The sequence below is a fragment of the Pseudomonas hydrolytica genome, assembly GCF_021495345.1.
Lineage (GTDB): Bacteria > Pseudomonadota > Gammaproteobacteria > Pseudomonadales > Pseudomonadaceae > Aquipseudomonas > Aquipseudomonas hydrolytica.
This window is the reverse complement of the sequence record NZ_CP099397.1, coordinates 2,201,386-2,227,252: the sequence shown is the minus strand read 5'-3', so window position 1 is coordinate 2,227,252 and position 25,867 is coordinate 2,201,386. Positions and strand designations below refer to the sequence as shown.

At 63.2% G+C, this 25,867-nt stretch carries 25 protein-coding genes; 5 read left to right on the top strand and 20 right to left on the bottom strand.

Going from position 1 to position 25,867, the window contains the following annotated elements; all coding sequences use genetic code 11:
• Positions 1-112: 112 nt before the first annotated feature.
• Positions 113-892 (top strand): DUF4394 domain-containing protein, encoded by a 780-nt coding sequence (locus L1F06_RS10305; RefSeq protein WP_129483632.1) that lies wholly within the window; start codon positions 113-115, stop codon positions 890-892.
• Between the two features lie 64 nt (positions 893-956).
• On the opposite strand, the gene L1F06_RS10300 is transcribed toward L1F06_RS10305, so the two are convergent.
• The 5 genes from L1F06_RS10300 to L1F06_RS10280 form a co-directional block, all read right to left on the bottom strand.
• Positions 957-1,745, bottom strand: coding sequence for a dienelactone hydrolase family protein (locus L1F06_RS10300; protein ID WP_096826593.1), 789 nt, complete (start codon positions 1,743-1,745; stop codon positions 957-959).
• 254 nt (positions 1,746-1,999) lie between these two features.
• Complete coding sequence (htpG, locus tag L1F06_RS10295) at positions 2,000-3,904, bottom strand: molecular chaperone HtpG (RefSeq protein WP_129483633.1); 1,905 nt, start codon at positions 3,902-3,904, stop codon at positions 2,000-2,002.
• Positions 3,905-3,988: 84 nt separating this feature from the next.
• Positions 3,989-5,236: an MFS transporter gene (locus L1F06_RS10290; protein ID WP_129483634.1), complete on the bottom strand. Its 1,248-nt coding sequence runs from the start codon at positions 5,234-5,236 to the stop codon at positions 3,989-3,991.
• A gap of 51 nt (positions 5,237-5,287) precedes the next feature.
• Positions 5,288-5,734, bottom strand: a complete 447-nt coding sequence (locus L1F06_RS10285) for a PaaI family thioesterase (protein ID WP_003240834.1) — start codon at positions 5,732-5,734, stop codon at positions 5,288-5,290.
• A complete protein-coding gene (locus L1F06_RS10280; protein ID WP_012018791.1) occupies positions 5,731-6,210 on the bottom strand; it encodes a PaaI family thioesterase in 480 nt (159 codons plus the stop codon). Before L1F06_RS10280 ends, L1F06_RS10285 begins: the two co-directional genes overlap by 4 nt.
• A gap of 183 nt (positions 6,211-6,393) precedes the next feature.
• Here L1F06_RS10280 and L1F06_RS10275 point away from each other — a divergent pair, with 183 nt between their 5' ends.
• Positions 6,394-6,654: a hypothetical protein gene (locus L1F06_RS10275; protein WP_003240838.1), complete on the top strand. Its 261-nt coding sequence runs from the start codon at positions 6,394-6,396 to the stop codon at positions 6,652-6,654.
• Positions 6,655-6,707: 53 nt separating this feature from the next.
• On the opposite strand, the gene L1F06_RS10270 is transcribed toward L1F06_RS10275, so the two are convergent.
• The 12 genes from L1F06_RS10270 to sdhC form a co-directional block, all read right to left on the bottom strand.
• A complete protein-coding gene (locus L1F06_RS10270) occupies positions 6,708-7,100 on the bottom strand; it encodes an MAPEG family protein (protein WP_003240840.1) in 393 nt (130 codons plus the stop codon).
• Positions 7,097-7,831, bottom strand: coding sequence for a DUF599 domain-containing protein (locus L1F06_RS10265; protein WP_012018793.1), 735 nt, complete (start codon positions 7,829-7,831; stop codon positions 7,097-7,099). The genes L1F06_RS10270 and L1F06_RS10265 overlap by 4 nt, the downstream gene beginning before the upstream one ends.
• Before the next feature lie 102 nt (positions 7,832-7,933).
• The gene (gene brnQ, locus L1F06_RS10260; protein WP_129483635.1) at positions 7,934-9,247 is read right to left on the bottom strand and encodes a branched-chain amino acid transport system II carrier protein; all 1,314 of its coding nucleotides are present in this window, start codon (positions 9,245-9,247) and stop codon (positions 7,934-7,936) included.
• Between the two features lie 433 nt (positions 9,248-9,680).
• On the bottom strand, positions 9,681-10,568 hold the full coding sequence (gene sucD, locus L1F06_RS10255) for a succinate--CoA ligase subunit alpha (protein WP_003240843.1): 888 nt from the start codon (positions 10,566-10,568) through the stop codon (positions 9,681-9,683).
• Complete coding sequence (gene sucC, locus L1F06_RS10250) at positions 10,568-11,734, bottom strand: ADP-forming succinate--CoA ligase subunit beta (RefSeq protein ID WP_003240844.1); 1,167 nt, start codon at positions 11,732-11,734, stop codon at positions 10,568-10,570. Before sucC ends, sucD begins: the two co-directional genes overlap by 1 nt.
• 240 nt (positions 11,735-11,974) lie before the next feature.
• Positions 11,975-13,411 (bottom strand): dihydrolipoyl dehydrogenase, encoded by a 1,437-nt coding sequence (gene lpdA, locus L1F06_RS10245; protein ID WP_129483440.1) that lies wholly within the window; start codon positions 13,409-13,411, stop codon positions 11,975-11,977.
• Between the two features lie 66 nt (positions 13,412-13,477).
• Positions 13,478-14,710 (bottom strand): 2-oxoglutarate dehydrogenase complex dihydrolipoyllysine-residue succinyltransferase, encoded by a 1,233-nt coding sequence (gene odhB, locus L1F06_RS10240; protein WP_003240846.1) that lies wholly within the window; start codon positions 14,708-14,710, stop codon positions 13,478-13,480.
• Positions 14,711-14,775: 65 nt separating this feature from the next.
• The gene (locus L1F06_RS10235; RefSeq protein WP_003240847.1) at positions 14,776-17,607 is read right to left on the bottom strand and encodes a 2-oxoglutarate dehydrogenase E1 component; all 2,832 of its coding nucleotides are present in this window, start codon (positions 17,605-17,607) and stop codon (positions 14,776-14,778) included.
• 250 nt (positions 17,608-17,857) lie between these two features.
• Positions 17,858-18,565, bottom strand: coding sequence for a succinate dehydrogenase iron-sulfur subunit (locus tag L1F06_RS10230; RefSeq protein ID WP_003240848.1), 708 nt, complete (start codon positions 18,563-18,565; stop codon positions 17,858-17,860).
• An 11-nt stretch (positions 18,566-18,576) separates the two neighbouring features.
• Complete coding sequence (sdhA, locus tag L1F06_RS10225; protein WP_003240849.1) at positions 18,577-20,349, bottom strand: succinate dehydrogenase flavoprotein subunit; 1,773 nt, start codon at positions 20,347-20,349, stop codon at positions 18,577-18,579.
• 3 nt (positions 20,350-20,352) lie between these two features.
• The gene (gene sdhD, locus L1F06_RS10220; protein ID WP_003240851.1) at positions 20,353-20,721 is read right to left on the bottom strand and encodes a succinate dehydrogenase, hydrophobic membrane anchor protein; all 369 of its coding nucleotides are present in this window, start codon (positions 20,719-20,721) and stop codon (positions 20,353-20,355) included.
• The gene (gene sdhC / locus L1F06_RS10215; protein ID WP_012018796.1) at positions 20,715-21,101 is read right to left on the bottom strand and encodes a succinate dehydrogenase, cytochrome b556 subunit; all 387 of its coding nucleotides are present in this window, start codon (positions 21,099-21,101) and stop codon (positions 20,715-20,717) included. The genes sdhD and sdhC overlap by 7 nt, the downstream gene beginning before the upstream one ends.
• 349 nt (positions 21,102-21,450) lie before the next feature.
• Here sdhC and gltA point away from each other — a divergent pair, with 349 nt between their 5' ends.
• A complete protein-coding gene (gene gltA / locus L1F06_RS10210) occupies positions 21,451-22,731 on the top strand; it encodes a citrate synthase (protein ID WP_129483439.1) in 1,281 nt (426 codons plus the stop codon).
• Between the two features lie 84 nt (positions 22,732-22,815).
• Here gltA and L1F06_RS10205 read toward each other — a convergent pair whose 3' ends face one another.
• From L1F06_RS10205 to L1F06_RS10195, 3 genes are all read right to left on the bottom strand, one after another.
• Complete coding sequence (locus L1F06_RS10205; protein WP_129483438.1) at positions 22,816-23,421, bottom strand: START domain-containing protein; 606 nt, start codon at positions 23,419-23,421, stop codon at positions 22,816-22,818.
• Between the two features lie 61 nt (positions 23,422-23,482).
• Positions 23,483-23,734, bottom strand: a complete 252-nt coding sequence (locus tag L1F06_RS10200; RefSeq protein WP_003240861.1) for a YkgJ family cysteine cluster protein — start codon at positions 23,732-23,734, stop codon at positions 23,483-23,485.
• 73 nt (positions 23,735-23,807) lie between these two features.
• Complete coding sequence (locus L1F06_RS10195; RefSeq protein WP_148118015.1) at positions 23,808-24,680, bottom strand: NAD(P)-dependent oxidoreductase; 873 nt, start codon at positions 24,678-24,680, stop codon at positions 23,808-23,810.
• Positions 24,681-24,912: 232 nt separating this feature from the next.
• Between L1F06_RS10195 and L1F06_RS10190 the strand changes: the two genes are divergently transcribed.
• Together L1F06_RS10190 and ppnP are read left to right on the top strand one after the other, a co-directional pair.
• Positions 24,913-25,461 (top strand): 3'-5' exonuclease, encoded by a 549-nt coding sequence (locus L1F06_RS10190; protein WP_129483436.1) that lies wholly within the window; start codon positions 24,913-24,915, stop codon positions 25,459-25,461.
• A 65-nt stretch (positions 25,462-25,526) separates the two neighbouring features.
• Positions 25,527-25,808, top strand: coding sequence for a pyrimidine/purine nucleoside phosphorylase (gene ppnP, locus L1F06_RS10185; RefSeq protein ID WP_003240864.1), 282 nt, complete (start codon positions 25,527-25,529; stop codon positions 25,806-25,808).
• Positions 25,809-25,867 lie beyond the last annotated feature (59 nt).

Below are 25,867 nucleotides of genomic sequence, written 5' to 3'. Positions count from 1 at the left end.
CGACATCCAGCTCCATTCCTCGCGGGTATAGCTCACAGGTGTTTCGTCGAGGCACCTGCGAAACCGGCCAGCCGGCTTCGTCTCGATGCTGAAATCTTCACGAGGAACCCACATGAAACGCATCACTTCCCTCTGCACCGCCGGCCTGCTGACTCTGGGCGCAGGTGCCGCCGGCGCCACCGAACTGCTCGCACTGAGCGCCGATGGCACGCTGTACAAGGTCGATGTCGCCAGCCTCAAGGTCACTGCCAGCATGGCGGTCAGCGGCGCCAGCGACCTGCGCGGCCTGGATGTGCGCCCCGCCAACGGTCAGCTCTATGCCCTGAGCGGCACCGATCAGCTCTACACCCTCGACGCCGCCAGCGGTCAGGCGACCGCAGGCAGCAAACTGCAAACCGCGCTGTCAGGCAGCGGCCAGGCCGTGGTCGACTTCAACCCGGTGGCCGACCGCCTGCGCCTGCTCGGCCCGGACGGCACCAGCCTGCGGGTGAATGTCGATACCGGTGAAGTGGCCGTGGACGGCAAGCTCGCCTACGCCGCCGACGGCCCTTACGCCGGTCAGCAGCCCAAGGTGGTCGCCGGCGCCTACACCAATGCCTATGCCGGCACGCAAAGCACCGCGCTGTACAACATCGACCTGGCCAGCGCCGGCCTGATGCTGCAGAACCCGCCAAACGACGGCGTGCAGCAACTGGTCGGCAAGGTCGCCGATGGCCTAGAGGCGGCCGCCATGGATATCGCCAGCGATGGCAAGGGTGGCAACACCGCCTACGTGCTGACCGGCAAGACCCTGCATCAGCTCGATCTGGCCAGCGGCAAGCCCACCACCCTGGGAGAGGTGGCCGAGCTGCCGGACGGCATCATCGACATCGCCGTACTGCCGGCGCAGTGAGCATGAAAAAAGGCTGCGCCCGATGAGCGCAGCCTTTCGTTCAGGCCCTGGCTGCAACCCGCCCTCACTGCTTGGCGAAGACCTCGTCGAACAGATCGTTCATCGCCTTGAAGGCCCGCGCGGCCACCACCGGGTGGTATTCGTTGCGCCCCGGCACGTTGGCCTTGGGGTTGGTGAACGAGTGCACCGCGCCGCCGTAGCTGACCAGTTGCCAGTCGGTCTTGGCCGCCTTCATTTCGGCGATGAAGCCGTCGACCTGCTCCTGCGGCACGGCCGGATCATCGGCACCGTGCAGCACCAGCACCGGCGCCTGAATGTTCTTCGCATCACTCGGGTTGGGCGTGTCCAGATTGCCGTGGAAGGACACGAAGCCCTTGAGCGGCGCGCCTGAACGCGCGAGTTCCAGCACCGTGCCGCCGCCGAAGCAGAAGCCGATGGCGCCGAGCCTGTCGAGATCCAGCGCCACCTCGCCGCTCTGCGCCTTGAGCACCTCGACCGCCGCCTGAGCACGCTTGCGCATCAGCGGACGATCGGCGCGCACGGCAGTGGCCGCGGCCCCCGCTTCTTCGGCGTTGCTCGGACGAATCGACTTGCCGTACATGTCGGCGACGAACACCACGTACTTGTCGCCCGCCGCACGGGCAGCCTTGGCCACGGTGTCCTCGTTCACCCCCATCCAGTTGGGCACGGCGAGCAGCCCCGGGCGCGGCGTGGTCACCGAGTCGTCGTATACCAGCACGCCTTCGAAAGCTTCGCCCTCGATCTCGTAGGCAATCGTCTTGGTCACGACAGCCGCGTCGGCAAGACCGGCGAATGCGGCGCATAACAGGGGAACCAGTGTCTTCTTCTGCATGGAGAGGCCTTCCTTCGCAAGGGTTGGCCCCTAAACATAGCCCTGCAACCGGCGATGACCAAGCCGCGGGGGCACGGGTTTGACACAGGACGTGTCAGAGTACCCCCAAGCCCGGTCCAGTGTATTTCCGCACTAGCCAGGGCAAGCGCCTGGCGAACGCTTGCGCCATCTGCGGCACTGGCTCGTTTGTCCTGCAAGAGTGCGCAGAGCCATAAAAAAGCCCGCCGAAGCGGGCTTTTCTACAGCGTGGCCAGTCAGGCGGACAGTTCCACCAGCAGTTTGTTCAAGCGCTGCACATAAGCGGCCGGGTCCTTCAAGCTGTCGCCGGCGGCCAGCGCGGCCTGATCGAAGAGGATGTGTGTCAGGTCGACGAAACGGTCTTCGTCGGCCTCGGCATCCAGTCGCTCGATCAGCGGGTGGCTCGGGTTGAACTCGAAGATCGGCTTGGACTCGGGCACCTTCTGTCCGCTGGCCTCGAGAATCTGGCGCATCTGCAGACCCAGGTCCTGATCGCCGATGGCGAGGATCGCCGGCGAATCGGTCAGGCGATGCGACACGCGCACCTCCTTGACCTGTTCACCCAGCGCGCCTTTAAGACGCTCGATCAACCCTTCCTTGGCCTTGGCCACCTCTTCCTGGGCCTTCTTGTCCTCTTCCGAGTCCAGCTTTCCCAGGTCCAGGTCGCCACGGGCCACGTCGACGAACTGCTTGCCGTCGAACTCGGTCAGGTAGCTCATCAGCCACTCGTCGATGCGGTCGGTGAGCAGCAGCACTTCGATGCCCTTCTTGCGGAAGACTTCCAGGTGCGGGCTGTTCTTGATCTGCGCGTAGGATTCGCCGGTGAGGTAGTAGATCTTGTCCTGACCGTCCTTGACCCGGCCCAGGTAGTCGGCCAGCGACACCGACTGCTCGTCGCCCTCGCCGGCGGTGGAGGCGAAGCGCAAGAGACCGGCGATCTTCTCCTTGTTGGCGAAGTCTTCCGCCGGGCCTTCCTTGAGCACCTGGCCGAAGGCCTTCCAGAACGCCTTGTATTCTTCGGGCTTGTCCTTGGCCAGCTTCTCCAGCATGTCCAGTACGCGCTTGGTCAGCGCCGACTTCATCGAATCGATCACCGGGTCCTTCTGCAGGATCTCGCGGGAAACGTTCAGCGACAGGTCGTTGGAATCCACCACGCCCTTGATGAAGCGCAGGTACAGCGGCAGGAACTCGTCGGCCTGGTCCATGATGAACACGCGCTGCACGTAGAGCTTGAGGCCCTTGGGCGCTTCGCGATGGTACAGATCGAACGGAGCGCGACTCGGCACATAGAGCAGCGAGGTGTATTCCAGCTTGCCCTCGACCTTGTTGTGGCTCCAGGTCAGCGGGTTCTCGAAGTCATGGGCGACGTGCTTGTAGAACTCCTGGTATTCCTCGTCCTTGACCTCGGCACGCGGGCGGGTCCACAGGGCACTGGCGCGGTTGACGGTTTCCCACTCGACCTCGGCCGGCTTGTCCTTCTCCTCACCGTAGTGCTCTTTCGGCAGTTCGATGGGCAGCGCGATATGGTCGGAGTACTTCTTGACGATGTTGCGCAGGCGCCAGCCGTCGGCGAACTCTTCTTCGCCAGCTTTCAGGTGCAGGACGATGCGAGTACCGCGCTCGGCCTTGTCGACGGTGGCGACCTCGAACTCGCCCTCGCCTTGCGACGCCCAGTGCACGCCCTCGGCGGCCGACAGGCCGGCACGACGGGTGAAGACGTCCACCTTGTCGGCGACGATAAAGGCCGAGTAGAAGCCCACACCGAACTGACCGATAAGGTGCGAATCCTTCTTCTGATCGCCGGAGAGGTTCTTGAGGAAGTCGGCGGTACCGGACTTGGCGATGGTGCCCAGATGCGCGATGACTTCATCGCGGCTCATGCCGATGCCGTTGTCTTCGAGGGTGACGGTCTTGGCGTCCTTGTCGAAGCTCAGGCGAATTTTCAGCTCGGCGCCGCCTTCGAGCAGCTCGGGCTTGGCCAGCGCCTCGAAACGCAGCTTGTCGGCGGCGTCGGAGGCGTTGGAGATCAACTCGCGCAGGAAGATTTCCTTGTTCGAGTACAGCGAATGGATCATCAGGTGCAGCAGCTGCTTCACCTCGGTCTGGAAGCCCAGGGTCTCTTTTTGAGTTTCCACACTCATGGTCGTCTAACTCCACATGCAGGACTATGCCGCGCGAGCGGCGGATGTCCTGCAGATGGGGGCAGTACGATCAATTTCAAGGGCTTAGGGTTCGAGCAGCTCCAGACGGCCGATTTCTTCCGGTTGGAAACTGAAGCTGGCCTGCCCGCCGCCACTGCCCATCTGCTGGGCCAGACGAATGCTGCCGTCGGCATCGATGCCGACGAAACGCCCCTCAACGGTGCCGCCACTGGCGCGGCTCAGGCGCATGCTGAGGTTACGGTACTGCTCGGGATTGCGTTGCAGACGCGCCAGGCTGAAGCGCTGGCGTCGGTCTGCCGGGCGACTGACGCGCTCCTCTGCAGGCGCAGCTTCAATCTGCGACGCAGGCGGCGCCTCGGCCACGGCCGGCAGCGGCGCGAAGCGATCGCCCTCGACCGCCCAGCCCTGTGCCGGGCGCTTGTGCAGACGAATCGGCAGGCGTTCACTGCGCTGGTCGATCAGCGCTTCGACCTGCAGCTCCAGACTGTCGCCTTCGAAGGTGAACGGTGGCACTTTCAGCTCACGCACGTCACGGCTGGCGAAGCGCCTCTGCAGGTAGTCCTGCAGCACGTGGGCGATGGTGTCGCGCGAGTCGAAACTGCGATCCACGTCGTCGCCCACATAACGCAGCCGATCGCTGTACAGCTCCACACGGCCGCTCAGGCTGGTCTTGAACCGCGGCGGCAGGACCAGATGGAAGTCGCCCACCAGACGATTGGGCGCCTGCGGCCGCAGATCCAGATGCAGGGTATAGCCGCGGCTCAGGCGCCGTGCCTCGGGCAGATCCTGCTCCGGCAGCAGCCAGCTCAGTTCCACCTCCGGCAACTGGCCTTCGTCCTGCGGCAACACGTCGACGCGCACCGCACCGCTTGCCGGCTGCGGCAGACGAATGCTCAGTTCGCGCTGGGCGAAGAAATCCAGGCCTTCACGCAGGCTCAGCACGCCATCGATCAACTCGCCCTGCTGCGGACGGAAGGGCTGCCCGTTGAGCTGGCCGGAAAGCTCGATGGCCAGCTCGGCCGGCTCCTGCACCTCGGGCTTGAGCCAGTCGAGACGCACGATGGCCGCCAGACGCTCGGCGTCCTTGCTGGCCAGCAGGGTCAGACCCACCACTAGGGGGATCACCCCCAGCCCCACCAGCATCATCGCGCTGCGTGCCCGCGCCCAGTGACGCAGGATATAGATCAGGGTGATCGGTGGAATCAGACTGCCCCAGCCCCACAGCAGGCTGGTACCGAAGGCCCGCATGACCAGCCAGACCAGCCCGGCCAGCATCAACAGCAGGCCACCGATTATCAGCAACGCATCCATCCAGAGTTTCCTTGTGATTATTGCCGCGCGCTGCCCGGCCCACCGGCCTGCTTAAGGCTCATCGACCTTGAAGTGGGCGCGAGCGGTGGCGATAGGTTCGGTCTGGGTGGTCTGCCAGGCGGTGATCGCCACGTTGGCGACGCGTCGCCCCTGGCGCCAGACCTGGCATTGCGCGTAGGTGTCACGATAATGGCCGGCGCGCAGGTAATCTATCGAGAAGTCGATGATTTTCGGCAAATGTGGAATGCCCATGAACATCAGCAGATGAAGCATGGCCGCATGCTCCATGAAACCGGCGATCACCCCGCCGTGCAGGGCCGGCAGCACCGGGTTGCCGATGCAGTCGCGGTTGGCCGGCAGGCGAAAGACCATGTCATCGCCCAGGCGCAGGCATTCGATGCCCAGCAGCTTGGCGTAGGGGATCAGGTTGATCAGCGGGTCGTAGTCGTTCTGCTGGTGCGCGCGCGCCACCAGTTGTTCCAGATTCAGTTCGCTCATGCCGCACCGCCCTGCTGAATGTTCTGCTTGAGCCCACCGGCGCCCTGCGCTGCCTTGCCCATGCGCATGAAGGTCCCAACCACATGGGCGATCGGCTGCTCGGGATCGTCCTGATAGGCATAGCCGCGGGTGAAGATCACGTTGGGGGTGACGCGGTAGCACTCGGCAAAGCCGAACACATCCTTGCCGGGCTCGGCCGGGTGCATGTAGTCGATGCGCAGATCCAGGGTCGGGCAGATCTCGAACTCCGGCAGCACGCAGACGGTGGAGATGCCGCAGGTGGTGTCCATCAGCGTGGTGATGGCGCCACCGTGGATCACCCCGGTGTCCGGGTTGCCGACGATGTGCGCGGCATAGGGCAGACGCAGGGTCAGGCCGCGACTGTCGGCCCCCTGCACGCTCATGCCCAGCACCTGGCAATGGCGCAGGGCAGAAAGAAAGCGCTGGGCGCGCTCGAGGATGGTGTTTTCCGACATGACGGCGACCTGGACGGGGGTAAATGCGATAAGGCCGCGCATGATACCTTGCGCCAGGCCGCGCTTCAGCCCCGGCGTGGCCCAGCGTGCAGCCTGTCGCGCCTGCAGGTGCAGTTGAACTTAATGTAAAACCTGAAGTTCAAAGCCCTATGAATGACGAAAGCCATACATGGAGGCTCAACGATGAAAAAGACTCTGCCGTTCGCCCTGCTCCTGGTTGCAGGCCTCGGACTCGCCGCTTGCGACAAGAAGGAAGAGGAGAGATCTCAGGCTCCAGCGGCGCCCGCGACGGAAGCGCAGCCAGCAGCTCCCGCCCCCGCCCCGGAACCGCCGCTGCCGGAAACCAATGAGCCGGTCCCGCAGGACGACATGCCGGGCACCGACGAGCCGGGCGCCAACGCTCCGCTGAGCTCCCCGGAAGGTCAGCCCGAGCAGAACCAATAAAGGTTCAGCACCCGAGCAAACGACAAGGCCCGCCTAGCGCGGGCCTTGTCGCATCACAGCGCCGGGCTGAGCATCAGCAAGAGGCTGCAGAGCAGGCCGACAACCCAGACCAGGCTGCGCTGCCAGTGCAGGTCGTACCAGTAGAACAGCAGATACAGCACCCGGCTGACCACGAAGACGATGGCCAGCAGGTCGATCAGAAAGCCGTAGGTCTGGGTGACATGCGCCATCAGCACGCCGACGGCGAATAGGGGAAACGCTTCGATGCTGTTCAGATGCGCGGCCAGCGCACGGGCACCGAAGCCGGTCAGGCGTGCCTGTTGCGCGCGTGGATGGTGATTGTCGTAACGACCGCCGCCCTCCTCGGCCATGGCCTTGGCCACCGGCGCCTTGGCGATGAAGATCAGCAAGGCGCTGATGAAGACGCACCAGAACGGAATGCTCATTCACTCTTCTCCTTGGCCACCTCGGCGGCCGGCGTTGGGGTATAGACCATTACTTCCAGAACGTCCGAGTGGAACTCACGGCGATACAGCACCACGACCACACCGGCGGTGACCAGCATGAAGAACCAGGGGTTGATGAACCAGGCCAGGGTCGCCATGCCGAAATAGTAGGCGCGCAGGCCGAAGTTGAACTGGTTGGCGGCCATCGAGATCACCCGCGCGGTGCGCTCGGCGAAGGCCTTGCGTTCCTGCTCGGTGACATGCCGCTCGCCCACCATCGGCGCCGAGCCCACCAGCACGGCGGCGAAGTTGTACTGGCGCATGCACCAGCTGAAGGTGAAGAAGGCGTAGACGAAGATGATGCCCAGGCACAGGAGCTTGATTTCCGACAGTCCGCGACTGGCCTGCTGCACGAACGGAATGTCGGCCAGCAGCGACAGGGCGCGGTCGGAGGCGCCCAGGACGGTGAGGATACCGGCCAGGATGATCAGGGTGCTGGAGGCGAAGAAGGACGCGTTGCGCTCGAGGTTGCCGATCACGTTGGCGTCGGCGATGCGGTTGTCGCGCAGCAGCATGCGGCGCATCCAGTCCTCACGGTACAGATGCAGGACGCTGGCCAGACAGGGTGTGGTTTGCCCCTTCCAGGAGGCGTAGCGGGTATAGCCGCCCCAGCAGAAGATGAACCAGAGTGCGGCCAGAAAATGCGGCAGGTATTGATCGCTGATGGGCATGCCAACTCCTTGTAGGACTGCCGCGAATTATAGCCAGGCACCTTGCTTCGGGGTCGACAAAAAAGGCCGCCTTGTGGGCGGCCCTTGTGTTGGAAGCGCGACTCAGGCGGTTGCGCTCTGACGCAGCGCGAGGATGCGATCCAGCGCCACGACCAGCACCAGCGTCACCGCCACCGGCAGCAGCCAGCCCAGGCTCTGACCGGCCAGCGGCAGCTGCCCGAACCAGGCGGGAACCTTGTCGGCCCAGGGGGTCGCGGCAACACCGTCAGCCACACCGAAGATCAGCGTAACGGCCATCACCGGCACGAAGACCAGCGACTGGGAAACCCACAGGCGATTGGCCAGGCTCAGGGCGACCAGCACGATGGCCAGCGGATACAGACCGACCAGCACCGGGATGGAGAAGCTGATCAGCTGGGTCAGGCCCTGGTTGGCCACCACCAGACTGAACAGACCGAAGGCGATCACCACGCTGCGATAGGAAACCGGCAGCAGCTTGCTGAAGAACTCGCCGCAAGCGGTCAACAGGCCTACCGCCGTGGTCAGGCACGCCAGGGTGATGACCACGGCCAGCAACAGGCTGCCGGTGGTGCCGAAGGTGTGCTGTACGTAGGTGGTCAGCACCTGCACGCCGTTCTGCGCATCGCCCGCGATGCCCTGGCTGGTGGCGCCGAGGTAGAACAGCGCCAGGTACACCAGCGACAGGCCGATGGCGGCGATGATGCCGGCGATCACCGAATAACGGGTCACCAGGCCGGCGTCGCTGACACCGCGGTCACGAATGGCACTGGCGATGACGATACCGAAGACCAGCGCGCCCAGGGTATCCATGGTCAGGTAGCCCTGCAGGAAGCCTTGCACCAGCGGCGTCTCGCGATAGCTCTCGGCAGCCGTGCCGATCTCGCCGGCCGGTGCGAACAGGGCCGCGCCGCCCAGCACCAGCAGCGCCGCCAGCAGTACCGGGGTGATGAACTTGCCGATGCGATCGACCAGTTGTCCCGGATTGAGCGAAAGGAACAGCACGGCCGCGAAATACACCAGGGTGTAGATCAGCAGCGGCGCGCCTTCGTTACCGGTGAATGGCGCGATGCCCATCTCGAACGACACCACGGCGGTACGCGGGGTGGCGAACAGCGGGCCGATGGCCAGGTACACCGCCACCGCCAGGGTTGCGCCGGCGATCTTGCCCAGCGGCGCGGTGAGCAGATCCATACCGCCACCGACACGAGCCAGGGCGACCACCGTCAGCAACGGCAGGCCGACGCCGGTCAGGAGAAAGCCCAGTGCCGCCGGCAGCAGGTTATCCCCCGCCGCCAGGCCCGCGCTGGGCGGGAAGATGATGTTGCCGGCGCCGAGGAACAGCGCAAAAGTCATGAAGCCGAGGGCCAGGAGGTCCGAGCCTTGCAAACGAGTCATAAAGGGAAATACCACGAACAGGAAATCGAAGAGTTGCGGGGTTTCCTTGAGGGATCGGGGAAACGTCGCCCGAGCGTTTGGCTCGAACCACTAAAGGCATCGCCAGGCGCTTGTGACGCCACGGACACGGTAAGGCGCGGATACTAACGAAAACTGCCGGTCAGCAGCACAGTTGGCGGACGAGCTGTCGAACTGGCGCAACTGGCTGTCGCATGCTCGACAGTCACGCGGCTTTGGCAGCAACTGCCCTGCCCGCCCCGGGCTTACGCATATGCTGATAGATCCAGCCTGTAGGGGGCTCGGTCCCTTTGCATATGCCATCTGGTGCGCACAGCGCACCCTACGGACCGTCGGTACAGGTAACGCGGCAACTGCTCTGCAGACAAACAAAAAGGCCACCCGAAGGTGGCCTTTTTGCGAGGGTCAGAAACGCTTAGGCGTTCTTGACTTCCCAACCGGTCAGCTCGGCCAGGGCCTTGCCGATGTCAGCCAGGGAACGCACGGTTTTCACACCGGCGTCCTGCAGCGCAGCGAACTTCTCGTCTGCAGTGCCCTTGCCGCCGGAGATGATGGCGCCAGCGTGGCCCATGCGCTTGCCGGGAGGAGCGGTCACACCAGCGATGTAGGAAACCACCGGCTTGGTGACGTTGGCCTTGATGAAGGCAGCCGCTTCTTCCTCGGCCGAACCGCCGATCTCACCGATCATGACGATCGCTTCGGTCTTCGGATCTTCCTGGAACAGCTTCAGGATATCGATGAAGTTGGAGCCCGGGATGGGGTCACCGCCGATGCCCACGCAGGTGGACTGGCCGAAGCCGGCGTCGGTGGTCTGCTTCACGGCTTCATAGGTCAGGGTGCCGGAACGCGACACGATGCCTACTTTGCCCGGCAGGTGGATGTGACCCGGCATGATGCCGATCTTGCACTCGCCGGGAGTGATCACGCCCGGGCAGTTCGGGCCGATCAGGCGTACGCCCAGCTCGTCGCACTTGACCTTGGCTTCCAGCATGTCGATGGTCGGGATGCCTTCGGTGATGCAGACGATCAGCTTGATGCCGCCGTTGGCCGCTTCCAGGATCGAGTCCTTGCAGAACGGAGCCGGAACGTAGATCACCGACGCTTCAGCGCCAGTGGCTTCCACGGCTTCCTTGACGGTGTTGAACACCGGCAGGCCCAGGTGAGTGCTACCACCCTTGCCCGGAGTCACGCCGCCGACCATCTTGGTGCCGTAGGCGATGGCTTGTTCGCTGTGGAAGGTGCCCTGCGAGCCGGTGAAGCCCTGGCAGATGACCTTGGTGTCTTTGTTGATCAGGATGCTCATTACTTACCCTCCGCGGCCTTGACGACCTGCTGGGCAGCGTCGGTCAGGCTGGTTGCCGCGATGATGTTCAGACCGCTGTCAGCCAGGACCTTGGCGCCCAGCTCGGCGTTGTTACCTTCCAGGCGGACGACCACCGGGATCTTCACGCCGACTTCCTTCACGGCGCCGATGATGCCTTCGGCAATCATGTCGCAACGAACGATACCGCCGAAGATGTTCACCAGAACGGCTTTGACGTTGTCATCGGAGAGGATGATCTTGAACGCTTCGGTCACGCGCTCTTTGGTCGCGCCACCACCTACGTCGAGGAAGTTGGCCGGCTGACCGCCGTGCAGGTTGACGATGTCCATGGTGCCCATGGCCAGGCCGGCACCGTTGACCATGCAACCGATGTTGCCTTCCAGCGCGACGTAGTTCAGTTCCCACTTCTGCGCATGGGCTTCACGCGGATCGTCCTGGGACGGGTCGTGCATGGCGCGCAGCTTGGGCTGACGGTACATGGCGTTGGAGTCGATGTTGATCTTGGCGTCCAGGCAGTGCAGGTTGCCGTCAGCCTTGATCACCAGCGGGTTCACTTCCAGCAGAGCCAGGTCGTAGTCCTGGAACAGCTTGGCCAGGCCAACGAAGATGTGGGTGAACTGCTTGACCTGATCGCCTTCCAGACCCAGCTGGAAAGCCAGCTCGCGGCCCTGGTACGGCTGAGCGCCGACCAGCGGATCGATGGTGGCCTTGAGGATCTTCTCAGGGGTTTCGTGGGCCACTTTCTCGATGTCCACGCCACCTTCGGTGGAAGCCATGAACACGATGCGACGGCTGGAGCGGTCCACGACGGCGCCCAGGTACAGCTCCTTGGCGATGTCGGTGCAGGATTCGACCAGGATTTTGCTGACCGGCTGACCGTTGGCGTCAGTCTGGTAGGTCACCAGACGCTTGCCCAGCCAGTTGGCGGCGAAGGCCTTGGCGTCTTCTTTGCTCTTGACCAGCTTTACGCCACCGGCTTTGCCGCGGCCACCAGCGTGGACCTGAGCCTTGACGACCCACTCGCTGCCGCCGATTTTTTCGCAGGCTTCTGCGGCTTCTTCGGGGGTGTCTACCGCGAAGCCCTTGGATACGGGCAGGCCGTATTCAGCGAACAGCTGCTTACCCTGATACTCGTGAAGATTCATGCTTGTCTACCGTCTTCGTTTAGGTATTGCGCATTCGGCGCTGTACTTGTGATACCGCGCCACCTGTGACTGCCGAAGCAGTCCGTCGGGCTTTCCGCCGCGAGACGAACTCGACGCGGGCCATCCGACGTGGTTCTGCTTGCAAACACCGCCGCAGCGATGGGGCGATTGCACGACGCCCCGCCTACCCGGCGGCTTACAACAATTTGCGTGGCCGCACGAGGCGGCCACTTGTGACGCTTAGCGCTTCTTGCGGTTGGCGATGTGGATCGCGCCACCGTTGACCGCCAGGGCCGCTTCGTGCAGCGCCTCGGACAGGGTCGGGTGGGAGAAGACCATCATGCCCAGGTCTTCGGCGCTGGTGCCGAATTCCATGCCGATCGCGCCCTGCTGCACCAGTTCGGCAGCGCTTGGGCCGATCACGTGAACGCCCAGTACGCGGTCGGTGTTGGCGTCAGCGATGACCTTGACCAGACCACCGGTGTCGTTGGCAGCCATGGCGCGGCCGCTGGCGGCGAACGGGAAGGTACCGACGTTGACGGCAACGCCTTCGGCCTTCAGTTGCTGCTCGGTCTTGCCGACCCATGCGATTTCCGGGTGGGTGTAGATCACGGACGGGATCAGGTCGTAGTTCATCTGCGCCTTGTGGCCGGCGATGCGCTCGGCAACCATCACGCCCTCTTCCGAGGCCTTGTGCGCGAGCATGGCGCCGCGAACCACGTCACCGATGGCGTATACGCCCGGAACGCTGGTTTCGCACTGGTCGTTGACGAAGATGAAGCCACGCTCGTCCAGATCCACGCCGCTGTCGGCAGCCAGCAGATCGGTGGTCACCGGGCGACGGCCAACGGCCACGATCAGCTTGTCGAAGGTCATCTTCTGCTCGCCATTGGCGTCGGTGAAGGTGACGGTAACCTGCTTCTTCTTGACTTCGCTGGCGGTGACGCGCGCGCCCAGGCGGATGTCCAGGCCCTGCTTGGTCAGGGTCTTCTGGGCTTCCTTGGCGATCTGCTCATCGGCAGCGGCAAGGAACTTGTCCATGGCTTCCAGCACGGTCACTTCCGAGCCCAGGCGAGCCCATACCGAGCCCAGTTCCAGACCGATCACGCCCGCGCCGATGACGCCCAGCTTCTTCGGTACGCTCTGGAATTCCAGGGCGCCGGTGGAGTCGACGATCACGTCCTGATCGACCGGTGCCGGCGGGATCTCGACCGGCTTGGAGCCGGAGGCGATGATCACATGAGCGCCTTCGACCACCTGGGTCTTGCCGTCGATACCGGTGACGTCAACCTGCTTGCCGGCCAGCAGCTTGCCGTGGCCTTCCAGCAGGGTCACACCGTTGGCCTTGAACAGCGCGCCGATGCCGCCGGTCAGGTTCTTAACGATGTTGGCCTTGCGACCGATCATCGCCGGCACGTCGATGGTCACGCCCTTGGCTTCGATACCGTGTACGGCGAAGCCTTCTTTCGCTTCATGGTACTTCCAGGAGCTGTCCAGCAGCGCCTTGGAGGGAATGCAACCGACGTTCAGGCAGGTACCGCCGAGGGCGATCTTGCCGTCCTTGCCCTGGTACTTCTCGATGCAGGCAGTCTTCAGACCGAGTTGCGCTGCTTTGATGGCGGCTACGTAGCCACCAGGGCCGGCACCGATGACTACCACGTCGAATTTCTGGGTCATAACGTATTCCTTCTCGAATAAACCGGACGGCCCTGTGAACAGGGCCGCCGTGGAGGAGACTGGCTTTTAGATTTCCAGCAGCAGGCGAGCCGGATCTTCAAGCAAGTTCTTGATGGTCACCAGGAAGGTCACGGCTTCCTTACCATCGATCAGGCGGTGGTCGTAAGACAGCGCCAGATACATCATCGGACGGATCACCACCTGACCATTGATCGCCATCGGGCGCTGGATGATGTTGTGCATACCCAGGATCGCGGCCTGCGGCGGGTTGACGATCGGGGTCGACATCATCGAACCGAAAGTACCGCCGTTGGTAATGGTGAAGGTACCGCCAGTCATTTCTTCGATCGACAGCTTGCCGTCGCGCGCCTTCTTGCCGAAGGTGGCAATGCCGCTCTCGATTTCAGCCAGGCTCATCAGCTCGGCGTTGCGCAGCACCGGAACCACCAGGCCACGGTCGCTGGACACGGCAACACCGATGTCGGCGTAGCCGTGGTAAACGATGTCGTTGCCGTCGATCGAGGCGTTGACTGCCGGGAAGCGCTTCAGCGCCTCGGTAGCGGCCTTGACGAAGAACGACATGAAGCCCAGGCGCACGCCATTGTGGGACTTCTCGAACAGGTCCTTGTACTTCGAGCGCAGGGCCATGACTTCGGTCATGTCCACTTCGTTGAAGGTGGTCAGCATGGCCATGGAGGACTGCGCCTCGACCAGACGCTCGGCGATCTTGGCGCGCAGGCGGGTCATCGGCACGCGCTTCTCGGTACGGTCGCCGGTGGCGATTACCGGAGCTTCGGCGGCAGGAGCAGCGGCCGGCTTGGCCGGTGCGGCAGCCGGAGCGTTCTTCTTGGCTTCGACGGCAGCGACCACGTCTTCCTTGGTCACACGGCCGCCCTTGCCGGTGCCGGCGATGCTGTTCGGGTCGATGCCGTTCTCTTCGGCCAGCTTGCGCGCGGCCGGCGAGAGGATGGCGTCGTCACCAGCGGCGGCGGCCGGAGCAGCAGCCTGAGCCGGGGCGGCGGCAGCGGCCGGAGCGGCAGCCGGAGCAGCGGCGGCAGCGCCACCTTCGGTCAGCTTGCCCAGCAGTTCGTTGGAAAGAACGGTGTCGCCTTCGTTCTTGATGATTTCAGCCAGGACGCCGTCGGCCTCGGCCAGGACTTCGATCACCACCTTGTCGGTTTCGATGTCGACGATCAGCTCATCGCGCTTGACCGCTTCGCCCGGCTTCTTGTGCCAGGTAGCGACGGTGCCGTCGGCAACCGATTCCGGGAAGGTTGGGGCTTTGATCTCGATAGCCATTGTATGCGTTTCCTTAAATTCGGTTTTACCGCCAGGTGGCACCTGCCACCTGGCGGATGAAGGCGTTAAACAGTAAAGGCGTCCTGCAGCAGTTTTTCCTGCTGCTCGGCATGCATCGAGGCATAACCGCAAGCCGGCGCAGCCGAAGCCTCACGGCCCGCGTATTCGAGGAACAGGCCCTTCTTGTGCGCAGTGGCGACGCGACGCATGTGATGCTGACTGCAGTACCAGGCGCCCTGGTTCATCGGCTCTTCCTGACACCAGACGATGTGCTTGAGGTTCTTGTACGGCGCCAGTGCCTCGGCCAGATCCTCTTCCGGGAACGGATAGAGCTGCTCGATACGGATGATGGCGATGTCCTCGCGACCCTCGGCACGACGCTTCTCCAGCAGGTCGTAGTAGACCTTGCCGCTGCACAGGATCATGCGCTCGACCTTTTTCGGGTCCAGCGAATCGATCTCGCCGATGACGGTCTGGAAGGAGCCTTCGGCCAGATCTTCCAGGGTCGAGATGGCCAGCTTGTGACGCAGCAGCGACTTCGGCGTCAGCACCACCAGCGGCTTGCGCAGCGGACGGATCACCTGACGACGCAGCATGTGGTAGACCTGCGCCGGCGTGGTCGGTACGCAGACCTGCATGTTGTGCTCGGCGCACAGCTGCAGATAGCGCTCCAGACGTGCCGAGCTGTGCTCAGGCCCCTGCCCTTCATAGCCGTGCGGCAGCAGAACGGTCAGACCGCAGAGACGGCCCCACTTGTGCTCGCCACTGGAGATGAACTGGTCGAATACCACCTGGGCGCCGTTGGCGAAGTCGCCGAACTGAGCTTCCCAGATCACCAGCGCGTTCGGCGTGGTGGTGGCATAGCCGTATTCGAAGGCCAGAACCGCTTCCTCGGAGAGGTACGAATCGTACAGCTCGAACTTCGGCTGACCTTCGTACAGGTTCTTCAGCGGAACGTAGGTGGAGGCGTCCTTCTGGTTGTGCAGCACCGCATGACGGTGCGAGAAGGTACCGCGGCCGATGTCCTGACCGGTCATGCGGATCGGGTGACCTTCGACCAGCAGCGTGGCGTAAGCCATGGTCTCGGCGAAGCCCCAGTTGATCGGCAAGCCGCCCGCGCCCATCTTCTGACGGTCTTCGAGGATCTTCGCGACCTGACGCTGAACCAGGAAGCCTTCCGGAATTTCCAGCAGCTTGGCGGACAGATCCTGCAGGGTCTTCAGATCGAAACGGGTGTCGTGACGCGCGGTCCAGGCGTGGCCCAGATACGGACGCCAGTCGACGAACAGCTCCTTGTTCGGCTCCTTGACCAGGCTCTTGACCACGTGCTGGCCGTTGTCCAGCGCGGTACGGTAGTCGTCGATCTTGGCCTGCACGTCGTCGCTGCTCTGCACGCCAGCGGCAACCAGGGCGTCGGCGTAGAGCTCACGGGTGGTGCGCTGCTTGGCGATCTGCTGATACATCAGCGGCTGGGTGCCGTTCGGCTCGTCGGCCTCGTTGTGGCCGCGGCGGCGGTAGCAGACCAGGTCGATGACCACGTCGCGCTTGTACTGCATGCGGTAGTCGACGGCCAGCTGGGTGACGAACAGCACGGCTTCCGGATCATCGCCATTCACGTGGAAGATCGGCGCCTGGATCATCTTCGCCACGTCGGTGGCGTATTCGGTCGAGCGCGCATCTTCCGGACGGCTGGTGGTGAAGCCAACCTGGTTGTTGATCACGATGTGGATGGTGCCGCCCGTCTTGTAGCCACGGGTCTGCGACATCTGGAAGGTTTCCATGACCACGCCCTGACCGGCGAATGCCGCGTCACCGTGGATGGAAATCGGCAGCACCTTGTCGCCGGTGGCGTCGTTGCGACGATCCTGACGGGCACGCACGGAACCCTCGACCACCGGGGAAACGATTTCCAGGTGCGAGGGGTTGAACGCCAGCGCCAGGTGCACTTCGCCACCCGGGGTCATGACGTTGGAGGAGAAGCCCTGGTGGTACTTCACGTCGCCGGACGACAGGCCTTCGGTCTTCTTGCCTTCGAACTCGTCGAACAGGTCGCGCGGGTTCTTGCCGAAGGTGTTGACCAGAACGTTCAGACGGCCGCGGTGGGCCATGCCGATGACCACTTCCTTGGTGCCGTAGGAACCCGAGCGCTGGATGATCTCGTCCAGCAGCGGGATCAGACTCTCGCCACCTTCCAGACCGAAACGCTTGGTGCCCGGGTACTTGGTGCCCAGGTACTTCTCCAGGCCTTCGGCAGCGGTGACGCGCTCGAGGATGTGGGCGCGCACCTCGGGAGAGAACTGCGGACGACCGCGCACGCTCTCCAGGCGCTGGGCGAACCAGTTGCGCTGGCCGGAGTCGACGATGTGGGTGAACTCGGCGCCGATGGTGCGACAATATGTCTGCTGCAGCGCGTCGCGGATTTCACGTAGCGTTGCCTCTTCCTTGCCGATGTACAGCTCGCCGGTACGGAACGTGGTGTCCAGGTCTGCGTCGGTCAGGCCGTAGTGATTGATCGACAGATCAGACGGCGCAGTGCGCACCCACAGACCCAGAGGGTCGAGCTGGGCGGCCTGATGGCCACGCATGCGGTAGGCCTGGATCAGGCGCAGCACTTCCACCTGCTTCTTTTCGTGCTCGCTGCTGACGGCCCCGGCGGAAACCGGCTGGGCACGACGCGAATTCTTGGCGAGCAGGACGAAATGATCGCGAATGGTCGAATGCGATACGTCCGTTGCAGCGCTGCCGTCGGTCGGCAACTTCTGGAAGTAAGTGCGCCATTCTTCTGGCACAGCGTTGGGATCGTGCAGGTAGAGCTCGTAGAGCTCTTCCACGTAGGCAGCGTTGCCACCGGATAGGTGGGCACTGTCCCACATGCGCTGCATCACGCTTTCTTGCATGCTTGGTCACCCTCGGTAAGGGGACACCACCGGCGTGAATACCGCATGGCTCCAATCAAAGTCATCTTGCTGCGACTCGGATCAAGCCACTTGGGTTCCCGCAGATAGTCCGGGTACCAGCCCGGATGCCCCTGCTGGTCGTCATATTTTTCGAGTATGAGCCGCGGCTTTGTGGGCTGCGGCTCTGGCTTTTGCTGCATTACCGGCCGGAGCCGGCAATGCAGGTGTTACGGGTACAGCAACTTGCGAATCAGGTACCGCTCTGCAGCAGCATGTTGCGCACGTGGCCGATTGCCTTGGTCGGGTTCAGACCCTTCGGGCACACGTTGACGCAGTTCATGATGCCGCGGCAGCGGAACACGCTGAACGGATCGTCCAGCGAAGCCAGACGCTCGGCGGTCTTGGTGTCGCGGCTGTCGGCCAGGAAACGATAGGCCTGCAGCAGCGCAGCGGGACCGAGGAACTTGTCCGGGTTCCACCAGAACGACGGGCAGCTGGTCGAGCAGCAGGCGCACAGGATGCACTCGTACAGACCGTCGAGCTTCTCGCGCTCTTCCGGCGACTGCAGACGCTCGATGGCCGGAGCCGGCGTGTCGTTCTGCAGGAACGGCTGCACCTTCTCGTACTGCTTGTAGAAGATGCTCATGTCGACGACCAGGTCACGAATGACCGGCAGACCCGGCAGCGGACGAATCACCAGCTTGCCACCTTTCAGCCCCGCTGCAGACAGCGGGGTGATGCAGGCCAGGCCGTTCTTGCCGTTGATGTTCATGCCGTCGGAGCCGCATACGCCCTCGCGGCAGGAGCGACGATAGGAGAAACCTTCGTCCTGCTCCTTGATCAGCGCCAGCACGTCCAGGACCATGATGTCCTTGCCGCCGGTGTCGATCTGGAAGTCCTGCATGAACGGAGCCGCGTCCTTCTCCGGGTTGTAGCGATAAACACTGACTTGCAACATATCAGTCACCCTTAATAAGTCCGAACCTTGGGTTCAAACGCCGGAACGGTCTTCGGCGCGAAGTTGACAGCACGCTTGGCCACGCGCTTCTCGCCTGGGAAGTACAGGGAGTGGCACAGCCAGTTCTGGTCATCGCGCTCTTCGAAGTCTTCACGAGCGTGGGCGCCACGGGACTCTTTACGAGCCTCGGCCGCGACCGCGGTCGCTTCGGCGACTTCGAGCAGGTTTTGCAGTTCCAGCGCTTCGATACGCGCAGTGTTGAACGCCTGGCTCTTGTCGGAGATCTTCACCTTGGCGATACGCTCGCGCAGGTCGGCCAGTTGTTGGATGCCCTTCTGCATGTATTCGCCGGTACGGAATACACCGAAGTAGTTCTGCATGCACTGTTGCAGCTCGCGCTTGAGCGGCGCGACTTCTTCGCCGGTGCTGCGCTCGTTGACGCCAGCCAGGCGGGCCAGCGACTGCTCGATGTCGGTTTCGCTGGCGCCACGCACCTCGACACCTTCCTTGAGCGCTTTTTCCAGGTGCAGACCGGCAGCGCGGCCGAATACCACTAGGTCCAGCAGCGAGTTGCCGCCCAGACGGTTGGCACCGTGCACCGATACGCAGGCGACTTCACCCACGGCGAACAGACCTTCGATGATCTTGTCGTTGCCGTTGGCGTCCTGGGTGATGGCCTGACCATGAATATTGGTGGCAACGCCGCCCATCATGTAGTGGCAGGTCGGGATGACCGGAACCGGCGCGACCACAGGGTCGACGTGGGCAAAGGTCTTGGACAGTTCGCAGATGCCCGGCAGGCGGCTGTGCAGCACTTCTTCGCCGAGGTGATCGAGCTTGAGCAGTACGTGGTCCTTGTTCGGGCCACAGCCGTTGCCGGCGATCACTTCCTTGACCATGGAGCGGGCGACCACGTCGCGGCCGGCCAGGTCTTTGGCGTTAGGGGCGTAACGCTCCATGAAGCGCTCGCCATGGGCGTTGATCAGGTAACCACCCTCGCCACGGCAGCCTTCGGTAACCAGAACACCGGCGCCGGCGATACCGGTCGGGTGGAACTGCCACATTTCGATGTCCTGCACCGGCACGCCGGCACGCAGGGCCATGCCCACGCCGTCGCCGGTGTTGATCAGGGCGTTGGTGGTGGAGGCGTAGATACGACCGGCACCGCCAGTGGCCAGCACCACGGCCTTGGAACGGATGTAGACGGTTTCGCCAGTCTCGATGCAGATGGCGATGATGCCGACGATGGCGCCGTCCTGGTTCTTCACCAGGTCAACGGCATACCACTCGTTGAGGAACGAGGTGCCAGCCTTCAGGTTCGCCTGGTACAGGGTGTGCAGCAGCGCGTGACCGGTACGGTCGGCAGCGGCGCAGGTACGGGCAGCCTGGGTCGGATTGTCCGGACCCTTGGACTGGCCGCCGAACGGGCGCTGATAGATGCGGCCCTGCTCGGTACGGGAGAACGGCAGCCCCATGTGCTCGAGCTCGAACACGGCCTCCGGGCCGACGGAACACATGTATTCGATAGCGTCCTGGTCGCCGATGTAGTCGGAACCCTTGACGGTATCGTACATGTGCCAGCGCCAATCGTCGTTCGGGTCGGCCGAAGCGATGGCGCAGGTGATGCCACCCTGAGCGGAAACGGTGTGCGAACGAGTCGGGAACACCTTGGTGACCACGGCAGTCTTGTGGCCGCCCTGGGCCAGTTGCAGCGCAGCACGCATGCCGGCGCCGCCGCCACCTACGATGATGGCGTCATAGGAAAGAGTACGGATGCTAGCCATGAATCAGAAACCCCACAGAATCTGCACGCCCCAGACGAACATCGCGAACATCGCGATGCCGCACACGGCCTGGAACAGGAAACGCACACCAGTCGCCCACTTGCCCAGCGCCATCGGCGTCAGGTAGTCGGTGGAGATGGTCCACATGCCGACCCAGGCGTGCACGCTCAGTGCTACCAGTGCCAGCAGGCTGAAGATGCGCATCGCGGTATTGGAGAACAGGCCGTGCCATTCGGCATAACCCATACCCGGATTGCAGATCACATAGCCCAGCAGAAACAGCGTGTAAGCCGCGAGAACGACCGCAGAAACGCGTTGCGCCATCCAGTCATAGAGGCCCGAACGCGAGAAATTCGTGACATTAGTTACCATATCCACACCCCCAGCAGCACGATCACGATCGCCGCGACGGCGATGACGATTTTCGAGCCCAGCTTGCCGCCTTCCAGCGTCTCACCGATGCCCATGTCCATGATCAGATGGCGCACACCGGCCACCAGGTGGTACAGCAGAGCGGACAGCAGACCCCAGATCACGAACTTGGCCAGCGGGCTGGTCAGGCATTCCTTCACCTGGGCGAAGCCCTCTTCGGAGGTCAGCGACTTGTCGAGGCCGAACAGCAGGATGGCGATACCGACAAAGAGGATGACACCGGAGATACGGTGAAGAATGGACGTGTAAGCGGTGATCGGGAGCTTGATAGTCCTAAGGTCTAGGTTTACAGGTCGTTGGCTATTCACGGCTTTTATCACACTGAGAGCCCCTAACTATCAGGGCAAAGTTGTTGGGAAGTGCACTGGTCAGGTACCCATCACCCAAGGAGTGACGACCGCCATGATATGGCCGCAAAGCCCCTGGCGGTCGGGCGCAGAGTATAGACAGTTAGCAGACTAATGACAATGCAATGCCCTCCCCCAAAAAGCGCATTGCAGCCTTCAAATAAATGGCGTAAATAGCGGCCTTTTTTCGTTGAAAATCCCGCCCAAACCCTTCTGCTGCCTGGGTTCTCGCAAATTGACTTTCGGATTTATCCCACTATAGTGGTGCGGGCCCTGCGTGGGGGGCTGTCTGATGATTTCAAGCATAACTAGGAGGCCACATATGGCTGACAAAAAAGCGCAGTTGATCATCGAGGGCAATGCCCCCGTCGAACTGCCCGTTCTGACCGGCACTGTTGGTCCCGATGTAATAGATGTGCGGAGCCTGACCGCCACGGGTCGGTTCACCTTTGATCCTGGTTTCATGTCGACCGCCTCTTGCGAGTCGAAGATCACCTATATCGACGGCGACAAGGGCATCCTGCTTCACCGCGGCTACCCCATCGAGCAGCTCGCCGAGCAATCCGACTACCTGGAAACCTGCTACCTGCTGCTCAATGGCGAACTGCCGAGCAAGGAAGAGAAGGCCAAGTTCGTCAGCACCATCAAGAACCACACCATGGTTCACGAGCAGCTGAAGACCTTCTTCAACGGCTTCCGCCGTGACGCCCACCCGATGGCCATCATGTGTGGCGTGGTCGGCGCCCTGTCCGCCTTCTATCACGACTCGCTGGACATCAATAACCCGCAGCACCGCGAAGTCTCGGCCATGCGCCTGGTGGCCAAGATGCCGACCATCGCCGCCATGACCTACAAGTACTCCATGGGCCAGCCCATGATGTACCCGCGTAACGACCTGAACTACGCGGAAAACTTCCTGCACATGATGTTCAACACCCCGTGCGAGATCAAACCGATCAGCCCGGTACTGGCCAAGGCGATGGACAAGATCTTCATCCTCCACGCCGACCACGAGCAGAACGCCTCCACCTCCACCGTACGTCTGGCTGGCTCTTCGGGCGCCAACCCGTTCGCCTGCATCGCAGCCGGCATCGCCGCCCTCTGGGGCCCGGCGCACGGCGGCGCCAACGAAGCGGTGCTGACCATGCTCGACGAGATCGGTAGCGTGGACAACATCGACAAGTACGTGGCCAAGGCCAAGGACAAGAACGATCCGTTCAAGCTGATGGGCTTCGGCCACCGCGTGTACAAGAACTTCGACCCGCGCGCCAAGGTGATGAAGCAGACCTGCGACGAGGTACTGGCCGAGCTGGGCATCAACGACCCGCAGCTGGAACTGGCGATGAAGCTGGAAGAGATCGCGCGCAACGATCCTTACTTCAAGGAGCGCAACCTCTACCCGAACGTGGACTTCTACTCGGGCATCATCCTCAAGGCCATCGGCATTCCGACCTCGATGTTCACCGTGATCTTCGCCCTGGCACGCACCGTGGGCTGGATCTCGCACTGGAAGGAAATGCTCTCCGGCCCGTACAAGATCGGCCGTCCGCGCCAGCTGTACACCGGCTACGAGCAGCGTGACCTGCCGGCCGACCGCGGCTGAGGTCCTCGCGCACTACGCAAAAGGCTGCCAACTGGCAGCCTTTTTTTCGTTTGCGCTCGATGATTCCCGCGTTTTAACCGCCGCTCAGCCACCCTCGACCTGCGCACGCAACCCCTTGAGGGTCTGCAGCGGGGCATCGACGACAAAACTGTTGGCCAGCCATGAAGGCACGCTGCCGCCCGGCTCGGTATGCGCCTCGTAGGTGACTTCCACGCGATCACCCTCCAGCGGCTTAAGACGCCACTGGCCATCGACGCGCTGCACCCGCACGAAGCCGCCCTCCTCCGGCAAGCGCCCTGGCACGGCCTTGAGCTGGCGCGTGACGCTGCCATCGGATTCGGTATGGGTGGTGACTTCGATTATCGAATCCCGCGCCTTGACCGGCCAGGGCATCTCGAAACGGGTGTACAGCTCGCTGACCTCGCCCTCGCTTTTCAAAAGCCGCTGCTGCTGGCAGCTGTAGATCCAGGCGCAGGACCCGGCGACGTCTTCCTGCACGGCCAGCAAACCGGGCAGATCGCTCTTCACCGTGACCACGCCACGGTAGGCCTTGTACTTGGAGCCCGGCACATCGGCCAGATACACCCGTATACCGTCCTCCTCGCGCGCCAGCTGCCATTGCCTGTCGGCCGCCTGGACGCTGACCGCACAGAGCGTCATGAGCAAAGCGGAAAAACGCACTATCTGCATCGAGCTACTCCCGAGAACCACTGAAGCTTCGACCGCGTCCGGGCGAGGCGGGTTCAGCCGGTCAGGCCGTCGCCTGCTCCAGCCAGCCAAGCAAGCGAATCGCGCTTTCCCGGTCATTCCCGCAAACCTGTTCGTCGGCCTTGAAACCGACGCAGACTGCCGGACGCTCGGCGCGCCCGAACAATGCGCAAAGAAACTCAGCGGACAGATGGATACAGCGCACGCCGGCCGGCTTGCCTTCAGGCATGCCGGGAATCGGCGAACTGATGGAAGGCGCGATGCAGCAGGCACCGCACCCGGCACGACACTCCATGGGCGACCTCAACGAAGCGAAACGAACGGCGGCGATCCTAATGACGCGCGCCTCGCCAGTCGAGGCCTTCCGCTCAGCGGTTACGCTGCAAACGCGCCAGCAGGCTGGACGTATCCCAGCGCCCGCCGCCCATGGCCTGCACGTCGGCGTAGAACTGGTCGACCAGCGCCGTCACCGGCAGCTGCGCGCCGTTGCGCCGCGCCTCTTCGAGCAGAATGGAAAGGTCCTTGCGCATCCAGTCGACGGCGAAACCGAAGTCGAATTCGCCGGCCAGCATGGTCTTGTAGCGGTTTTCCATCTGCCAGGACTGGGCCGCGCCCTTGCTGATCACATCGACGACGGCATGAGCGTCCAGGCCGGCGTGCTGGGCGAAGTTGAGCCCCTCGGCCAGGCCCTGGACCAGGCCGGCAATGCAGATCTGGTTGACCATCTTGCTCAGCTGGCCGCTGCCGGCCGGCCCCATCAGGCGGATCATCCGCGCGTAGCTCTGGATCACCGGCTCGGCCGCGGCATAGGCCGCCTGCTCGCCGCCCACCATGACCGTCAGCACGCCATTGACCGCACCAGCCTGGCCGCCGGACACCGGCGCGTCGAGAAACCCCAGACCACGCTCGGCAGCAATGGCCGCCAGCTCGCGCGCGACGTCGGCGGAGGCCGTGGTGTGGTCGACCAGAATGGCGCCCGGCGCCATGCCGGCGAACGCGCCCTGCTCGCCCAGTATCACGCTGCGCAGGTCATCGTCGTTGCCCACGCAGCACATCACCAGCTCGGCACCCTGCACCGCCTCGCGCGGCGTCGGCGCGCTGGCGCCGGCGTACTCGCCCATCCACTGCTCGGCTTTGCCCGGCGAGCGGTTGTATACCGTCACCTGATGGCCATTACGGGCCAGATGCCCGGCCATCGGATAACCCATCACACCCAAACCGATAAACGCGACCTTTGCCATAGCAAGCTCCTCCAGACACAGGCGGCAGAGCCTAACGGGCATGCCGCGAATCATCAAAGCTTTTGCAACAGACTCGCCTCTCATGCAGCGCTCGGCGGCACCAGGACAGCAGAAATCGCCGCCGCACAACCTCGCATCAGGGGTTTGCCCTGGCCGAAAAGGCCTTCCATACTGCGGGCGGACCCGTTCAGGCCAGGTCTCGCAAGCCTGGCCCTCATGCAAAGGAGCGCCCATGGGGCATTGGTTGGTCATCGACCTGGAAGCCACCACCGACGAAGGCGGCTGGCCACTGGAAGAAATGGAAATCATCGAGATCGGCGCCAGCCTGGTGGGGGCCGATGGCCACGAGCGCGACCACTTCCAGCGTTTCGTCAAACCGCAGCGGCGCCCCTGCCTGACCGATTTCTGCCGGGAACTGACCCATATCGCCCAGGCCGACGTCGACGGTGCCGGGTCTCTGCCGCAGGTCTGGGCACAGCTCGAGCGCTGGCTGGAGCAACACGCCCCGCGCCTGGTCGGCTGGAGCAGCTGGGGCGATTACGATCGCCGCCAGCTGGAGCAGGAGTGGCGTCAGCACCAGTTGACCAGCCTGCTGCAAGGGACACCTCATCTCAACCTCAAGCAGGCTTTCGCCAAGGCCCGCCAGCTGCCACGCCCAGTCGGCCTGCACAGTGCATTGCAACTGGCCGGCCTGCAATTTCAGGGCGCGCAACATCGCGCCCTGACCGACGCCCGCAACACCGCTCGCCTGCTGCCGCTGGTGCTGCCGCTCAAAGACTGATGACGAAAAAAAGGCGCTTGGGCATACTGGCGCCCCCTTTTGTAACCCTTCCCGAGGAATCGCAGATGTTCAAGGTCAACGAGTACTTCGACGGCACCGTCAAATCCATCGGCTTCGCCATGGCCGAAGGCCCTGCCACCATCGGCGTGATGGCCCCGGGCGAATACGAGTTCGGCACCAGCCAGCTGGAAGTGATGCACGTGGTGGCCGGCGCCCTGACCGTGAAACTGCCGGGCAGCGACAGCTGGAGCACCTTCGAAGCCGGCAGCAACTTCACCGTACCGGCCAACAGCAAGTTCCAGCTGAAGGTCGCGGTGGATACCGCCTACCTCTGCGAATATCGCTAAGCAGACGCGCGCTCCGAAGAACCGGCCCTCGCGGCCGGTTTTTTCTTTGATCCCCAGGC

Coding starts and splice junctions, on each gene's coding strand:
- L1F06_RS10300 (WP_096826593.1), bottom strand. CDS start 1,745: ATGCAGAAGAAGACACTGGTTCCCCTGTTATGCGCCGCATTCGCCGGT.
- L1F06_RS10305 (WP_129483632.1), top strand. CDS start 113: ATGAAACGCATCACTTCCCTCTGCACCGCCGGCCTGCTGACTCTGGGC.
- L1F06_RS10265 (WP_012018793.1), bottom strand. CDS start 7,831: ATGCCCATCAGCGATCAATACCTGCCGCATTTTCTGGCCGCACTCTGG.
- htpG (WP_129483633.1), bottom strand. CDS start 3,904: ATGAGTGTGGAAACTCAAAAAGAGACCCTGGGCTTCCAGACCGAGGTG.
- sdhD (WP_003240851.1), bottom strand. CDS start 20,721: ATGGTAACTAATGTCACGAATTTCTCGCGTTCGGGCCTCTATGACTGG.
- L1F06_RS10290 (WP_129483634.1), bottom strand. CDS start 5,236: ATGGATGCGTTGCTGATAATCGGTGGCCTGCTGTTGATGCTGGCCGGG.
- L1F06_RS10280 (WP_012018791.1), bottom strand. CDS start 6,210: ATGTCGGAAAACACCATCCTCGAGCGCGCCCAGCGCTTTCTTTCTGCC.
- sdhA (WP_003240849.1), bottom strand. CDS start 20,349: ATGGCTAGCATCCGTACTCTTTCCTATGACGCCATCATCGTAGGTGGC.
- L1F06_RS10285 (WP_003240834.1), bottom strand. CDS start 5,734: ATGAGCGAACTGAATCTGGAACAACTGGTGGCGCGCGCGCACCAGCAG.
- gltA (WP_129483439.1), top strand. CDS start 21,451: ATGGCTGACAAAAAAGCGCAGTTGATCATCGAGGGCAATGCCCCCGTC.
- L1F06_RS10200 (WP_003240861.1), bottom strand. CDS start 23,734: ATGGAGTGTCGTGCCGGGTGCGGTGCCTGCTGCATCGCGCCTTCCATC.
- L1F06_RS10270 (WP_003240840.1), bottom strand. CDS start 7,100: ATGAGCATTCCGTTCTGGTGCGTCTTCATCAGCGCCTTGCTGATCTTC.
- L1F06_RS10190 (WP_129483436.1), top strand. CDS start 24,913: ATGGGGCATTGGTTGGTCATCGACCTGGAAGCCACCACCGACGAAGGC.
- L1F06_RS10275 (WP_003240838.1), top strand. CDS start 6,394: ATGAAAAAGACTCTGCCGTTCGCCCTGCTCCTGGTTGCAGGCCTCGGA.
- L1F06_RS10230 (WP_003240848.1), bottom strand. CDS start 18,565: ATGTTGCAAGTCAGTGTTTATCGCTACAACCCGGAGAAGGACGCGGCT.
- L1F06_RS10235 (WP_003240847.1), bottom strand. CDS start 17,607: ATGCAAGAAAGCGTGATGCAGCGCATGTGGGACAGTGCCCACCTATCC.
- sucD (WP_003240843.1), bottom strand. CDS start 10,568: ATGAGCATCCTGATCAACAAAGACACCAAGGTCATCTGCCAGGGCTTC.
- brnQ (WP_129483635.1), bottom strand. CDS start 9,247: ATGACTCGTTTGCAAGGCTCGGACCTCCTGGCCCTCGGCTTCATGACT.
- L1F06_RS10205 (WP_129483438.1), bottom strand. CDS start 23,421: ATGCAGATAGTGCGTTTTTCCGCTTTGCTCATGACGCTCTGTGCGGTC.
- sucC (WP_003240844.1), bottom strand. CDS start 11,734: ATGAATCTTCACGAGTATCAGGGTAAGCAGCTGTTCGCTGAATACGGC.
- L1F06_RS10195 (WP_148118015.1), bottom strand. CDS start 24,680: ATGGCAAAGGTCGCGTTTATCGGTTTGGGTGTGATGGGTTATCCGATG.
- lpdA (WP_129483440.1), bottom strand. CDS start 13,411: ATGACCCAGAAATTCGACGTGGTAGTCATCGGTGCCGGCCCTGGTGGC.
- odhB (WP_003240846.1), bottom strand. CDS start 14,710: ATGGCTATCGAGATCAAAGCCCCAACCTTCCCGGAATCGGTTGCCGAC.
- ppnP (WP_003240864.1), top strand. CDS start 25,527: ATGTTCAAGGTCAACGAGTACTTCGACGGCACCGTCAAATCCATCGGC.